This window comes from Streptomyces sp. AJS327 (assembly GCF_013450295.1).
Taxonomy (GTDB): Bacteria; Actinomycetota; Actinomycetes; order Streptomycetales; family Streptomycetaceae; genus Streptomyces.
In genome coordinates, this window is the sequence record NZ_SKBR01000002.1 from 892,501 (window position 1) to 907,921 (window position 15,421).

Below are 15,421 nucleotides of genomic sequence, written 5' to 3' on the forward strand. Positions count from 1 at the left end.
TGTCCCGGGGTAAGGGTGTAGCCCGGTGTGCAGGGAAATCCGTGCACCGTTATAGGGGTGAGACCTGATGCCGAGCCGATTGTGGTGAAGTGGATGATCCTGTGCTGTCGAGAAAAGCCTCTAGCGAGGTGTGTGGCGGCCCGTACCCGAAACCGACTCAGGTGGTCTGGTAGAGAATACCGAGGCGTTCGGGTGAACTATGGTTAAGGAACTCGGCAAAATGCCCCCGTAACTTCGGGAGAAGGGGGGCCATGTTTGGTGATCACCTTTTCGGTGTGAGCTGGGTGTGGCCGCAGAGACCAGCGAGAAGCGACTGTTTATTAAAAACACAGGTCCGTGCGAAGCCGTAAGGCGATGTATACGGACTGACGCCTGCCCGGTGCTGGAACGTTAAGGGGACCGGTGAGCTGCTCTTTTGGGGGTGGCGGGGCTGGGAACTTAAGCGCCAGTAAACGGCGGTGGTAACTATAACCATCCTAAGGTAGCGAAATTCCTTGTCGGGTAAGTTCCGACCTGCACGAATGGCGTAACGACTTCTCGGCTGTCTCAACCATAGGCCCGGTGAAATTGCACTACGAGTAAAGATGCTCGTTTCGCGCAGCAGGACGGAAAGACCCCGGGACCTTTACTATAGCTTGATATTGGTGTTCGGTTCGGCTTGTGTAGGATAGGTGGGAGACTGTGATATTGACGCGCCAGCGTTGGTGGAGTCGTTGTTGAAATACCACTCTGGTCGTGCTGGATGCCTGAACCTGGGTCCGTGATCCGGATCAGGGACAGTGTCTGGTGGGTAGTTTAACTGGGGCGGTTGCCTCCTAAAGGGTAACGGAGGCGCCCAAAGGTTCCCTCAGCCTGGTTGGTCATCAGGTGGTGAGTGTAAGTGCACAAGGGAGCTTGACTGTGAGACTGACGGGTCGAGCAGGGACGAAAGTCGGGACTAGTGATCCGGCGGTGGCTTGTGGAAGCGCCGTCGCTCAACGGATAAAAGGTACCCCGGGGATAACAGGCTGATCTTCCCCAAGAGTCCGTATCGACGGGATGGTTTGGCACCTCGATGTCGGCTCGTCGCATCCTGGGGCTGGAGTCGGTCCCAAGGGTTGGGCTGTTCGCCCATTAAAGCGGTACGCGAGCTGGGTTTAGAACGTCGTGAGACAGTTCGGTCCCTATCCGCTGCGCGCGGAGGAGTCTTGAGAAGGGCTGTCCCTAGTACGAGAGGACCGGGACGGACGAACCTCTGGTGTGCCAGTTGTTCTGCCAAGGGCATGGCTGGTTGGCTACGTTCGGGAGGGATAACCGCTGAAAGCATCTAAGCGGGAAGCCTGCTTCGAGATGAGGACTCCCACCCCCTTTGTGGGGTTAAGGCTCCCTGGAGATGACGGGGTTGATAGGCCGGATATGGAAGCCTAGTAATGGGTGGAGTTGACCGGTACTAATAGGCCGAGGGCTTGTCCGTAGGTGCTCGCGTTCACTGTGTGGTTTCTGAGACAACGACTATTCTTCTTTGTTTATTTTTGAAGAGTGTGTTGCGTGTTTTCCATGCCGATGTGGCTCATGCCCTTGTTTGTGGGGGTGGGTTGTTGGTGTGGGTGTGTTTCGGTGGTTATAGCGGTGGGGGAACGCCCGGTTACATTCCGAACCCGGAAGCTAAGCCTGCCAGCGCCGATGGTACTGCGAGGGGGACCTCGTGGGAGAGTAGGTCACCGCCGAACTCTTGTTGAGGGCAGTGGTTTTCATGGGTTGTTACCCGTGAGAACCACTGCCCTTTTTCGTTGTGTCATCGGGCGTTCATGCCGAGTGAGAAGCATACGCGGCATGCTGATGAGAGAGCTTGCAGTGGCCGGAGTGGGAACCGGGGACGAGGTCATCGTGCCAGCGTTCGGTGGGGCGACCGCGGTGAGCGCGGTTCGTACCGTGGGGGCCCGGCCGGTCTTCGCGGACATCGAGAGGGGCAGCTTCTGCCTGGATCCGGAGTCCGTCGAGCGAGTGGTCTCGTCGAGAACCACGGCCGTGGTGGTTGAGCATCTCTTCGGGCATCCGGCGGACCTCGGGCGGTTGACTGACGTGGCCCGGAAGCACGGGGTGTTGCTGGTGGAGGGTGAACCCCTGCCGTGCGGGGCGTCGGTGGAGGTGAGGCGTCGCCGACGACAGGCGGAGTACCTTGATCGTCGGCTGACCGGTGTGGTGACGCCCCGCGTATCTCCGGGAGTCGAGCACCGCTATACCGAGTACGTGGTGCGGGTGCCGGGGAACGGGCGTGCCGATCGGGACGCGTTCGCGCACGCCTTGCGCGCCCGTGGCGTGGCGAGCCGCGTACCGGTGCGGAACCCGGAGCACTGGCTGGCCCGGCGCGGCGACGAGTTGTCTCTCCCGGAGAGTGAGCGCGCCTCGAACGAGTGCCTTGCCCTTCCTGTCGGGACGGCGCTGACGCGGCGTGAGATGAGTCGTCTGGTCGCCGCCTGTAACGCGTTGGGTGGGCTGCTCTGGGAGGTCGCTTGCTGATCGCCGCAGAAGCGAACTGGTCCCTTTCGGTGCTGAGTTGGGGAGTCGGCGAACGAAGCGTGGGAAGTTGGCTCCTGGCGTTCTGAGGCACGGCGTACGTCAGGTAAGATCTCTATCGCTGGCGCGCCCCAATAGCTCAGTCGGCAGAGCGTCTCCATGGTAAGGAGAAGGTCAACGGTTCGATTCCGTTTTGGGGCTCACGAGAGGGAGGGGTCCGCTTCGGCGGGCCCCTCCCTCTGTGCGTGCGACGGTTCGTGGAGTGGGCGGATGGCCCCTCCGCGGTGGCTACTTGGGCACCCGCATCGCGAGGATCGCCATGTCGTCCGAGGGGGCGTCGCTCGCGAAGCGTTCGACGGCGCGCATCACCCGGGCCGCGACGGCCCCCGCGGTCAGTCCCGTGCAGGTGGTGAGGACCTCGACGAGGCCGTCGTCGCCGAGCATTCTGGTGCCCTCGCGGCGTTCGGTGACACCGTCGGTGACGCAGAGCAGCACGTCGCCCGGCTCCAGGACGACGGTCTGCTCGTAGAGTTCCAGGTCCTCCAACACGCCCAGCAGCGGCTGGGGTTCGGCGGCCGGTTCCACGCTGCGGTCCTGTCGGAGGCGCAGCGGGAGGGGGTGCCCGGCGCACACGACCTTGAGTTCCGCGCTGCCGTCGGGTTGGGGGCGCAGTTCGCCGTACAGCAGGGTGAGGAAACGGCTGCGCGCGCCCTCGTCGAGGATCGCGGTGTTCAGTCGTTCCAGCACCGCGGGTCCGCCGAGGCCCTCGCGGGCGAGCAGACGGAGGGCGTGCCGGGCGAGCCCGGTGACGGCGGCCGCTTCCGGTCCGGTGCCGCACACGTCCCCGATGGCGAAGCCGTAGGTGCCGTCCCGGATCTCGAAGAGGTCGTAGAAGTCGCCCCCGACCTCGTTGCCCTCGCCGGCGGCGCGGTAGATGACCTCGACCTCGACACCGCCGGTCACCTCGGGCAGCTCCGGGGGCAGCAGGCTGCGCTGGAGGGACTGGCTGATGGCCGTGCGTTCGGAGTAGAGGCGCGCGTTGTCCAGGGCGAGCGCGGCCCGGCGGGACAGGTCCTCGGCTAGTTCGAGGATCTCCTGCCGGAAGCGTTCCTCCGCGGGTTTGCCGAGGGTGAGCATCCCGATCACGCGGTTTCGTGCCACGAGCGGCAGCACGACGGTCTCGCCGCCGACGGCTGCGGCCGTCGCCAGCGAGGTGCCGGGCGCGAGGCCGTGTCCGTCGGCGCCCATGACGACGTTGCGGAGTGAGGTGCGCAGGGCGGCGGAGTGCGCCGCGTCCGTCGGCGCCGTCCAGACCCGGGCGCCGGGTGTGGGGACCGGGTCCGGCGGGTCGACCTTGGCGAGCAGCGCCTTGAGGCTGTCGATGCGGTCCTCGTCCTCGTGCAGGACGTAGGAGAGACGGGGGTCGGATCCCTGGTCGGCCACGGTGTAGACGGCGCACCAGGTGGCGAGGGTGGGCACGGTCATCTGGGCCATCAGGGCCAGGGTCTGGTCCCGGTCGAGCGTTCCGGCGAGCAGGTCGGAGGCTTCGACGAGGAAGGAGAGGGAACCGCGCCGTAGCCGCTCCAGCTCGGTGAGCCGCGCGCGTTCCACGGCGAGAGCGATCCGGTCGGCGGCGAACTGGAGCCGGAGGGCTTCCTCGTTGCTGTAGCGGCCCGGTGACTCGGTGGCCACCCCGAGGGAGCCGGTGAGTCGTCCCTCGACCTTGAGGGGGACGGTGACGACGGCGCGCATGCCCGTTCCGGCGAGCAGCGGGACCGCGCCGGGCACGATCGTGAGGTCCTCGTGCACGGAGGGCATCCGGGCGGATCCGTACCGTCCGCTTCCGGCTTCCACCGGGACGCGGGCGAAGCGCTGACGGGCTGAGGGAAGCCCGGTGGAGGCCCTGACCTCCAGCTCCGTCTCGTCGTCCGTGGCGAGGAGCAGGTAGGCGGCGTCGCCGTCGAGCATGTCGCGGGCGCGTTCCACGGTGCGCTGGAGCAGGCCGTCCAGGTCGTCGGGCGGGGGCGATCCGATGAAGACCTCGAACGGGTCGACGGCGGACTCGCCCTCCTGCTGGCTGGCGGCGTCCGGCGCGGGCGCGCGCAGCGGGGACTGGAGCACGGCGCGCTCGTGGTCCCGCACCAGAAGGCAGACGGTGGAGGGCTCGCCGTCGCTGTCCCGCACCCGCAGGTGCGAGGCGTAGACGGGAACGGTACGGCCGTCGGAGCCGCGGACGCCGTAGGACCCCTCCCAGCGCGAGAGCTGGAGGGCCTCGGCGATCCCGGTGCCGGTGCCGGGGGTGTGCGGCCAGGCGGCGAGGTCGGTGAGGGGCTTGCCGACGACCTGTTCCGCCGGGTAGCCGAAGAGCGACTGCGCGTCCTCGTTCCAGCTGCTGATGGCGCCACCCCGGTCGACCTGCACCACCGCGACGTGCACCCGGGTCTCGGCGACGGGCAGCGCGGAGTCGGGCAGCGCCGGTCCGGCCGTGCGGGTGCCGACGGGGCGCTCAGGGAGCGCGAGACGGAACCAGACGCGCTTGTCGGCCGCGGTGTAGTCGGCGCCCCACCGGGTCGCGAGCGCGGCGCACAGCAGCAGCCCGCGCCCCCCTTCGCGGTCCGGGCTGGCGAACTGCTGTCCCGGGTCCTGGAGCGGTAGCTCACGTTCGGGGTAGCGGTCGACCACCTCGATCCGGACGCTGTCCTCCTCCCGGAGGCAGAGCACCTCCACCGCGGTACCCGCGTGCACGACGGCGTTGGTCACGAGTTCGCTGGTGAGGACCACGGCGTCGTCCACGACATCGCCGAGACCCCAGCCCTGGAGGGTGTCGCGCACGAAGCCGCGGGCGGTGGCGACCGAACGTCCCACCGGCTCGAAGGTGGCCGCAGCCCGGGCCGTTATCACTGGCCTCCCCAAGGGTTTCTGGTCGCTGATCGTCTCCGGGGAAGTGCGCTGCGCGGTCACTCCCGCGCTCCGCCGCCCCCCGGCCGCCGCTGGGGGAGCCTCTCCCCCGCCGCTCGCGGGGGCGCCCCCACGCTCGGTGCTCTGCTCGTGCGTCACCGCAGCGCCCCTCCATTGCCCGTTGTGCTCACGCCGCTGTCCGTATGTCCCCTACCCGCCGGTCTGTGGGTCACCCCCCGGCGCCGGGGGCGGATGGACAGCCGGGTGCCAGGTTACTTACGTTCCCCGTGTGCATGGTTGCCGGATGCGGGTGTTTCCCGGGCGCGGGGCCGGACGGAGCGCCGTGTGCCATGCTGCCGAACTGTTATCGCCGGGTTCGGGCAGGGTGAAACACTGGGAAGGCTCGAAGTGACGGCCCGGGCCACGACAGATCGACCCGCGGGAGGGACACGGTGGAGTCTGACGCAGCGGCGCGTAGCCCCCATACGCGTGCGAAGGGCGGACGCAGCCGGAAGAACGGGACGATCGAGGTCGATGCCGCGAGTGTCAGCAAGCTGCTGAACGCGTTGGTGGCCATGCGTGACGGTAACTTTCGCCGACGGCTGACGGTCACGGGCGACGGACCGATGGCCGAGATCGCGGCGGTGTTCAACGAGGTCGCCGACCAGAATCTCCACCTGACGGGTGAGCTGGCCCGGGTGCGCAGGGTGGTGGGCCGGGACGGGAAGCTGACGGAGCGCCTGGAGACCGGCACCCTGGAGGGCTCCTGGGCGGCCGCGATCGACGCGTCCAACGCGCTGGTCGACGATCTCGTGCGCCCGGTGTCCGAGGTCGGCCGGGTGCTGTCCGCGGTGGCGGACGGGGACCTGGAACAGCGGATGGATCTGCGCTCCCGGGGCTCCGAGGGCGGTGGGCATCCGCTGCGAGGGGAGTTCCTCAAGGTCGGCCGGACCGTCAACGGGCTGGTCGACCAGCTGTCCGCCTTCACCGATGAGGTGACGCGGGTGGCGAGTGAGGTCGGGACCGAGGGCAAGCTCGGCGGACAGGCGCGGGTGCGCGGGATGTCCGGTTCCTGGAAGGACCTGACGGACTCGGTCAACACCATGGCGTCCCGACTGACGGCTCAGGTGCGCGATATCGCGCTGGTGACCACGGCGGTGGCCAAGGGGGACCTGTCGCGCAAGGTCACAGTGCATGTCGCGGGCGAGATGCTGGAGTTGAAGAACACCGTGAACACCATGGTGGATCAGCTCTCCTCGTTCCAGTCGGAGGTCAACCGAGTCGCGCGCGAGGTCGGTACCGAGGGGGAACTCGGTGGGCAGGCGCAGGTGGAGGGCGTCGCCGGGGTCTGGAAGGACCTGACGGACTCCGTCAACCTGATGGCCGGGAACCTCACCTCGCAGGTGCGGGAGATCGCCCAGGTCACCGCGGCCGTCGCCAGCGGTGACCTGTCGCAGAAGATCACCGTGAACGCCCGTGGCGAGGTGGCGCAGCTCGCCGAGACGATCAACGCCATGACCGAGACGCTGCGTACCTTCGCGGACGAGGTGACCCGCGCCGCCAGCGAGGTCGGCACCGAGGGTGTGCTGGGCGGGCAGGCGCAGGTGCCCGGTGCGGCGGGGATCTGGAAGGACCTGACGGACTCGGTCAACTCCGCGTTCCGCAACCTCACGGCGCAGGTGCGGGATATCGCGCAGGTGACGACGGCGGTGGCCAACGGTGATCTGTCGCAGAAGGTGACGGTGGACGTCTCCGGCGAGATGCTGGAGCTGAAGAACACCGTCAACACGATGGTGGACCAGCTGTCCTCCTTCGGCGCCGAAGTGACCCGGGTGGCCCGGGAGATCGGGGTCGAGGGCGAACTCGGCGGGCAGGCGCAGGTACCGGGTGCGGCCGGTACGTGGAAGGACCTGACCGATTCGGTCAATACCGCGTTCCGCAACCTGACCGGGCAGGTGCGCAACATCGCGCAGGTGACGACGGCGGTGGCCAACGGTGATCTGTCGCAGAAGGTGACGGTGGACGTCTCCGGCGAGATGCTCCAGCTGAAGAACACCGTCAACACGATGGTGGACCAGCTGTCCTCGTTCGCGGAACAGGTCACCAGGATGGCGCGGGACGTGGGGACCGAGGGCCGGCTGGGTGGCCAGGCGCGGGTCGACGGGGTCTCGGGTACGTGGAAGGACCTGACCGACAGCGTCAACTTCATGGCCGGGAACCTGACCGGGCAGGTGCGCAACATCGCGCAGGTGACGACGGCGGTGGCGCGGGGCGACCTCTCGCAGAAGATCGAGGTCGACGCGCGGGGCGAGATCCTGGAGTTGAAGAACACCGTCAACACCATGGTCGACCAACTCTCGGCCTTCGCGGACCAGGTGACCCGGGTGGCCCGGGAGGTCGGTACCGAGGGTCGGCTGGGTGGCCAGGCGCAGGTGCCGGGCGTTGCCGGAGTCTGGCGGGATCTGACCGACTCGGTGAACGGCATGGCGGGGAACTTGACCGCTCAGGTGCGGAACATTTCCCAGGTGGCTACGGCGGTGGCGCGCGGTGACCTGTCGCAGAAGATCGACGTGGACGCGCGCGGGGAGATCCTGGAGCTGAAGACGACCATCAACACGATGGTCGATCAGCTCTCGTCCTTCGCGGAGCAGGTCACCCGGGTCGCGCGGGAGGTGGGCACCGAGGGCATCCTCGGCGGGCAGGCCGAGGTGAAGGGCGTGTCAGGTACCTGGAAGGACCTCACCCAGTCCGTCAACTTCATGGCCAACAACCTCACTTCGCAGGTGCGGAACATCGCGGAGGTGACGACGGCGGTCGCCCAGGGCGACCTCTCCAAGAAGATCACCGTGGACGCCAAGGGTGAGGTGCTCGCCCTGGTGACGACCGTGAACACGATGGTGGATCAGCTGTCCTCGTTCGCGGAGCAGGTGACGCGGGTGGCCCGGGAAGTGGGCACCGAGGGACAGCTGGGTGGTCAGGCCCGGGTGCGGGACGTCTCCGGGATCTGGAAGGACCTGACCGACAACGTCAACCTGATGGCCAACAACCTGACCGGTCAGGTGCGGAACATCTCGCAGGTGGCCACCGCGGTCGCCAACGGCGACCTCACCAAGAAGGTCACGGTGGAGGCGAGTGGCGAGGTCGCGCAGCTCGCGGACACCGTCAACACCATGGTGACGACGCTGTCCTCGTTCGCGGAGCAGGTCACCCGGGTGGCACGGGAGGTCGGCACCGACGGGGTGCTGGGTGGGCAGGCGCGCGTCGCGGGGGTCGCGGGTACCTGGAAGGACCTGACCGAGTCCGTCAACTCGATGGCCTCCAACCTGACGGGCCAGGTGCGCCAGATCGCGACGGTGACGACCGCGATCGCCCAGGGCGACCTCACGAAGAAGATCGACATCGAGGCGAACGGGGAGATCCTGGAGCTGAAGACGACCATCAACACGATGGTCGATCAGCTCTCGTCCTTCGCGGAGCAGGTCACCCGGGTGGCCCGGGAGGTGGGCACCGAGGGGCAGTTGGGTGGTCAGGCCCGGGTGCGGGACGTCGCGGGTACCTGGAAGGACCTGACCGAGTCCGTCAACGAGATGGCCGGGAACCTGACCCGTCAGGTGCGCGCCATCGCCGGGGTGGCCACCGCGGTGACCCGTGGCGACCACAAAGTCCGGATCGACGTGGAGGCCGCCGGGGAGATCCTCCAGCTCCAGGGCTACATCAACACGATGATCAGCAATCTCCGCGAGACCACGCTGGCCAACCAGGAACAGGACTGGTTGAAGGGAAATCTCGCCCGGATCTCGGGGCTGATGCAGGGACGGCGCGACCTTGAGGACGTCGCTCGGCTGATCATGAGTGAGCTGACGCCGGTGGTCTCGGCGCAGCACGGCGCCTTCTTCCTCGCGGTGCCGGGCGAGGAGGACGACGCCTCCGTCGGCGTGGGGGCGGAGGAGAGTGAGAAGGGCCAGTACGAGCTGCGCATGCTGGGCAGTTACGGCTACTCCAAGGGCACCATGCCGACCACGTTCCGGCCGGGGGAGTCGCTGGTGGGCACGGCCGCCTCGGAGAAGCGCACGGTGCTGGTGGAGAACGCTCCGCCCGGCTATCTGAAGATCTCCTCCGGGCTGGGGGAGGCGCCGCCCGCCCACGTGATCGTGCTGCCGCTGGTGTTCGAGGACACCCTGCTGGGCGTGATCGAGCTGGCCTCTTTCCAGCCGTTCGGACAGATCCAGAAGGACTTCCTCAACCAGATCGCGGAGATGATCGCGACCAGCGTCAACACGATCAGCGTCAACACCAAGACCGAGGTGCTGCTGCGGCAGTCGCAGCGGTTGACCGAGCAACTCCGTGAGCGTTCCGCGGAGTTGGAGAACCGGCAGAAGGCCCTCCAGGAATCCAACGCCCAGTTGGAGGAGAAGGCGGAGCAACTCGCGCAGACCAACAGCGATATCGAGATCAAGAACCGGGAGATCGAGGAGGCGCGGCAGGTCCTTGAGGAGCGCGCGGAGCAGCTCTCGGTCTCCATGCGCTACAAGTCGGAGTTCCTCGCGAACATGTCGCACGAGTTGCGCACCCCGCTCAACTCGCTGCTGATCCTCGCGAAACTGCTGGCGGACAACGCGGAGGGCAACCTCTCGCCGAAACAGGTGGAGTTCGCGGAGACGATCCACGGCGCGGGTTCCGACCTGCTCCAGCTCATCAACGACATCCTCGACCTGTCGAAGGTCGAGGCCGGAAAGATGGACGTCAGCCCCACCCGGATCGCCCTGGTGCAGCTGGTGGACTACGTGGAAGCGACGTTCCGGCCGCTCACCGCGGAGAAGGGGCTGGACTTCTCGGTCCGGGTCTCACCCGAACTTCCGGCCACCCTGCACACCGACGAGCAGCGGCTGTTGCAGGTGCTGCGCAACCTGCTCTCCAACGCCGTGAAGTTCACCGATACGGGTGCCGTGGAGCTGGTGATCCGCTCTGCGCGCGCCGATGTGCCGGACGCCATCCGAGAGCAGATGCTGGTGCACGGCTCGCTGGGAAGCCCGGACGCCGAGCTGATCGCCTTCTCGGTGACGGACACCGGGATCGGGATCGCCCACAGCAAGATGCGGGTCATCTTCGAGGCGTTCAAACAGGCGGACGGCACCACCAGCCGGAAGTACGGGGGGACCGGGCTGGGGCTGTCCATCAGCCGGGAGATCGCCCGGCTGCTCGGCGGTGAGATCTACGCCGCCAGCGAGCCGGGGCGCGGCTCCACCTTCACGCTGTACCTGCCGCTGCACCCCACCGAACTGCCGCCGCACGGCTACTCACAGCTGGGCTCGGCGACCCTGGCCGCGGTGGCCTCGGAGACGGGCGCCTCGGCCGCCGAGCCGGTGAGCCCGTCCGTCCTGCCGAGGGCGCTGGAGGGAGCCGCTCCGCCGCCGGAGCGTCTCGCCGGTGCGGAGGGGGACCCGGAGGAACTGGTGTCGCCGGACGAGGCGCTGGAGCGGGACCCGGCGTCCGCCGAGGCGGAGCGTGCCGCCGCTTCCCTGGTGCGCCGGCGCCAGCAGCGCTCGGGCGCCAATCCGGACCAGCGCGCGCTCCCGCCGGAGGCGGAGCCCCGTCATCCGCTGGGGCAGTCGCTGACGCCGGCTCAGCCCCTCGCGGTGAACGGACGGTACGGAGACGGCGAGGAGGGCCCGGCCGATCGGGACGAGGCGTGGCTGCACAGCGGCCAGGATCTGGTGGACCCGGGTCCGTCGGCCGACTTCGGTGGCCAGAAGGTGCTCATCGTCGACGACGACATCCGTAACGTGTTCGCGCTCACCAGCGTGCTCGAACAGCACGGGCTCCAGGTGCTCTACGCCGAGAACGGGCGGGAGGGCATCGAGGTGCTGGAGCAGCACGACGACGTGGCGGTGGTGCTGATGGACATCATGATGCCGGAGATGGACGGTTACGCGACGACCGCGGCGATCCGGAGGATGCCGCAGTTCGCTGGCCTGCCGATCGTCGCGCTGACCGCGAAGGCGATGAAGGGAGACCGGGAGAAGAGCATCGAGTCCGGTGCTTCTGACTATGTGACGAAGCCGGTCGACACTGACCATCTCCTGGCTGTCATGCGTCAGTGGATGTTTGCCAGGTAGATATGACACCGTGCCGCCGCGGACCAGACGCTGACTGAGTGTGGTCGAACACGTGTGGAATCGCGGTAAACGGGGAACCTTTTGGTCCCCTGAGGCGTTTCTGCTACGTGGACCGTGACATCACGGTGACAGGGTGTGGCGGGCCGTGGTGTGCGGCTACCATGACCGGCACAAGGACGGGCGGCGGCGTGAAGGTGCCGCCCCCAGGGGCGGCGTCCGAGGGGCTGCCGGGGCGAGGAGGACGGGCCATGGTGCAGAAGGCCAAGATCCTCCTGGTCGATGACCGGCCGGAGAATCTGCTGGCGCTGGAGGCCATTCTCTCCGCGCTCGATCAGACGCTGGTGCGGGCATCGTCAGGGGAGGAAGCGCTCAAGGCGCTGCTGACGGACGATTTCGCGGTCATTCTGCTGGATGTCCAGATGCCGGGCATGGATGGGTTCGAGACCGCGGCCCACATCAAGCGCAGGGAGCGCACCCGCGACATTCCCATCATTTTCCTCACGGCCATCAACCACGGCCCGCATCACACCTTCCGGGGATACGCGGCTGGTGCGGTGGACTACATCTCGAAGCCGTTCGACCCGTGGGTACTGCGCGCCAAGGTGTCGGTCTTCGTCGAGCTGTACATGAAGAACGTCCAACTGCGGGAGCAGGCAGCGCTGCTCCGCCTCCGGCTGGAGGGAAACGGCGCGGTCCGGCATCCCACGCCGCCGGACGGTGAGGACGGCGGCGCTCCCGGACTGCTCGCCGAACTCTCCGCGCGCCTCGCGGCGGTCGAGGAACAGGCCGAGGCGCTGAGCAAGCAGCTCGGCGAGTCCGCGGATCCGGCGACCGCGGCAACCGCCAGCCATCTGGAGCGCAAACTCTCCGGACTCCGTAGGGCACTTGACGCCCTGGAGCCGGGAACCGGCGGCGACGCCTCGGCTCAGGTGCCCTCCCAGAACTGACACCGCCTCCGACGGGCCCCGAGCGGTCCGTCGGCCTGCGCCCCTCATGGGGCCGGGGCCCGGTGAGGGGCCCGCGCCCGCCAACATCCCTTGTCTGCCCCGGAGCTGACCGGGGAGCGCCAGGCCCAGCTGAGCCGCGCACGCCGCGTGTGGGGGCGAGGCCGCCGACCATCCGGCACCCGGTCGTGGCCGGGCTGGCTGACCGTCCGGGCGTCCGTGCCTCTTCCGCCCGGCGACGGTAACCTCACCCCTATGGCCTCACGTACGCCGGGAAACGCAGCCAAGAAAGCGCCCGCGAAGAAAACCGCAGGTAAGAAGGCCCCGGCGAAGTCCCCGGCGAAGAAGGCCCCCGCCAAGAAGGGGGCGGCGAAGAAGCCGGCTCCCTCGGGCAACGTCCTCGTGCGCGGGGTGCGCGCCTGCTGGCTCGGGGTGGCGCACGCCATCGGTGCGGTATTCCGCGGCATAGGGCGTAGCGGCAAGGCGCTGGATCCGGCGCACCGCAAGGACGGGCTGGCGCTGCTGCTGCTGGGGGTGGCGCTGGTCGTCGCCGCCGGCACCTGGTCGAACCTTCAGGGGCCGGTCGGTGAGCTGGTGACCATGCTGGTGACCGGCGCGTTCGGGCGGCTGGACCTGCTGGTGCCGGTGCTGCTGGCGACGGTCGCGGTGCGGCTGATCCTGCACCCGGAGAAGCCGGAGGCCAACGGCCGCATCGTGATCGGGCTGTCGGCGCTGGTGCTCGGGGTGCTCGGGCTGGTGCACATCGGGTGCGGGGCGCCCGGCCGGGGCGCGGGGGCCGCGCCGATACGCGACGCGGGGGGCCTGATCGGCTGGGGCATGTCCCGGCCGCTGATCGTCACCGTGGGCGAGGTGCTGGCAGTTCCGCTGCTCGGCCTGCTGACCGTTTTCGGGCTGCTGGTGGTTACCGCGACTCCGGTGATGGCGATTCCGCGACGGCTGCGGAGCCTGGGTGAGCGCCTCGGCGTGGTGGAGAGCCGGGTGGAGGAGGACGCCACCGAGTCCGATGACTCGGGGCGGGGGCGCCGGAGGACGGCGCACAGTATGCGCAAGGACTACCTGGACCCGGCGCACGCCGAGAAGGAGGCCCTGGACAGCCGGCGTGCCCCGGCCCCGCCGAAGCGCCGCGCGGCGAAGGCGCGTACCGCGGGGGCGGACGCCGGTACCCCGGAGCGGACGCTCGACGCCGTCGACGTGGCGGCGGAGGCCGCCGCGGCGCTGGACGGCGCGGTGCTGCACGGGGTGCAGCCGTCTCCGGTGGTGGCCGACCTGTCGAGCGAGGTGTCGGCCTCCCGGCGGAACGCCGTCCCGGAGGCGCGGGGCGGGGCGGGAAGGCAGGAGGAGGCGTCCGTCCCGGACCTGACGAAGCAGCAGTCCGTCGAGCCGCCCGAACCGCGGTCGCTCCCGGCGCGGGCCGAGCAGCTCCAGCTGGCGGGGGACATCACCTACGCGCTGCCCTCTCTGGACCTGCTGGAGCGCGGTGGTCCCGGCCGGACCCGCAGCGCGGCCAACGACCAGGTGGTCGACGCGCTGAGCAAGGTGTTCGGCGAGTTCAAGGTGGACGCGGCGGTCACGGGCTTCACCCGCGGTCCGACCGTGACCCGCTACGAGGTGGAACTCGGGCCCGGGGTGAAGGTCGAGAAGATCACCGCGCTGGCGAAGAACATCGCGTACGCCGTGGCCAGTCCGGATGTACGGATCATCAATCCGATCCCGGGGAAGTCGGCGGTGGGGATCGAGATCCCCAACAGCGACCGCGAGATGGTCAATCTCGGCGACGTGCTGCGCTCCGCGGCGTCGACCGGGGAGGACCACCCCCTGCTGGTCGGGCTCGGCAAGGACGTCGAGGGCGGTTACGTCTCGGCGAACCTGGCGCGGATGCCGCACGTCCTGGTGGCCGGCGCGACCGGTTCGGGCAAGTCCTCCTGCATCAACTGCCTGATCACCTCGGTGATGGTGCGGGCGACTCCGGAGGACGTGCGGATGGTCCTCGTCGACCCGAAACGGGTGGAGCTGAACGCCTACGAGGGCATCCCGCACCTGGTGACCCCGATCATCACCAACCCGAAGAAGGCGGCCGAGGCGTTGCAGTGGGTCGTCCGCGAGATGGACCTGCGCTACGACGACCTCGCGGCGTTCGGTTTCCGCCATATCGACGACTTCAACGAGGCGGTGCGGGACGGCCGCGCCAGCGCTCCGCAGGGCAGCGAGCGGGAGCTGGCGCCGTACCCGTACCTGCTGGTGATCGTCGACGAGCTGGCGGACCTGATGATGGTGGCGCCGCGCGACGTGGAGGACGCGATCGTGCGGATCACCCAGCTGGCGCGGGCCGCCGGCATCCACCTGGTGCTGGCCACCCAGCGGCCGTCGGTGGACGTGGTGACCGGGCTGATCAAGGCGAACGTCCCGTCCCGGCTGGGCTTCTCCACGTCCTCGCTGGCGGACAGCCGGGTCATCCTGGACCAGCCGGGCGCGGAGAAGCTGATCGGCAAGGGGGACGGTCTCTTCCTGCCGATGGGCGCCAACAAGCCGGTGCGGATGCAGGGCGCCTACATCACCGAGGCGGAGGTGGCCGCCGTCGTCGAGCACTGCAAGGCGCAGATGGCCCCGGCCTTCCGGGACGACGTGGTCGCCGGGCAGGGTCCCAAGAAGGAGATCGACGAGGAGATCGGCGACGACCTGGACCTCCTCTGCCAGGCCGCTGAACTGGTGGTCTCGACCCAGTTCGGGTCGACGTCCATGCTCCAGCGGAAGCTGCGGGTGGGCTTCGCGAAGGCTGGTCGGCTGATGGACCTGATGGAGTCCCGGGGTGTGGTGGGTCCGAGTGAGGGCTCCAAGGCGCGTGATGTTCTGGTGAAGCCAGATGAACTGGAGGGAGTGCTGGCCGTGATCCGTGGGGAGGCTCACCCATAAGGGGGGAGGGACGTAACCGTTCCTCCTGTCGCGAGG

5 protein-coding genes, 1 tRNA gene and 2 rRNA genes (1 of these 8 cut by a window edge) are annotated in these 15,421 nt (G+C 68.4%); 7 read left to right on the top strand and 1 reads right to left on the bottom strand.

The genetic code is table 11. The annotated features are described in order from the left end of the window. From E0L36_RS13575 to E0L36_RS13590, 4 genes are all read left to right on the top strand, one after another. Positions 1–1,453: ribosomal RNA gene (locus E0L36_RS13575) — 23S ribosomal RNA — on the top strand (it extends 1,674 nt beyond the left edge of the window). Between the two features lie 139 nt (positions 1,454–1,592). After that, a 5S ribosomal RNA gene (gene rrf, locus E0L36_RS13580) occupies positions 1,593–1,709 on the top strand. Between the two features lie 109 nt (positions 1,710–1,818). After that, positions 1,819–2,499 (top strand): DegT/DnrJ/EryC1/StrS family aminotransferase, encoded by a 681-nt coding sequence (locus E0L36_RS13585; RefSeq protein WP_180929281.1) that lies wholly within the window; start codon positions 1,819–1,821, stop codon positions 2,497–2,499. Positions 2,500–2,624: 125 nt separating this feature from the next. Then, positions 2,625–2,697: transfer RNA gene (locus E0L36_RS13590), tRNA-Thr, on the top strand. Positions 2,698–2,784: 87 nt separating this feature from the next. Here the strand turns inward: E0L36_RS13590 and E0L36_RS13595 are convergent. After that, the gene (locus E0L36_RS13595; RefSeq protein WP_180929282.1) at positions 2,785–5,397 is read right to left on the bottom strand and encodes a SpoIIE family protein phosphatase; all 2,613 of its coding nucleotides are present in this window, start codon (positions 5,395–5,397) and stop codon (positions 2,785–2,787) included. A 449-nt stretch (positions 5,398–5,846) separates the two neighbouring features. Between E0L36_RS13595 and E0L36_RS13600 the strand changes: the two genes are divergently transcribed. From E0L36_RS13600 to E0L36_RS13610, 3 genes are all read left to right on the top strand, one after another. Continuing rightward, on the top strand, positions 5,847–11,510 hold the full coding sequence (locus E0L36_RS13600) for a HAMP domain-containing protein (protein ID WP_180929283.1): 5,664 nt from the start codon (positions 5,847–5,849) through the stop codon (positions 11,508–11,510). 248 nt (positions 11,511–11,758) lie between these two features. Further along, positions 11,759–12,457 carry a response regulator gene (locus E0L36_RS13605; protein ID WP_180929284.1) on the top strand — a complete coding sequence of 233 codons (699 nt, stop codon included), beginning with the start codon at positions 11,759–11,761 and terminating at the stop codon, positions 12,455–12,457. 252 nt (positions 12,458–12,709) lie between these two features. Beyond that, positions 12,710–15,385 (top strand): DNA translocase FtsK, encoded by a 2,676-nt coding sequence (locus tag E0L36_RS13610; RefSeq protein WP_180929285.1) that lies wholly within the window; start codon positions 12,710–12,712, stop codon positions 15,383–15,385. Positions 15,386–15,421: the final 36 nt, after the last annotated feature.

Bases quoted from the DNA above. Each gene is read 5' to 3' on its own strand.
- E0L36_RS13610 (WP_180929285.1), top strand. From the start codon at position 12,710: ATGGCCTCACGTACGCCGGGAAACGCAGCCAAGAAAGCGCCCGCGAAG.
- E0L36_RS13585 (WP_180929281.1), top strand. From the start codon at position 1,819: ATGAGAGAGCTTGCAGTGGCCGGAGTGGGAACCGGGGACGAGGTCATC.
- E0L36_RS13605 (WP_180929284.1), top strand. From the start codon at position 11,759: ATGGTGCAGAAGGCCAAGATCCTCCTGGTCGATGACCGGCCGGAGAAT.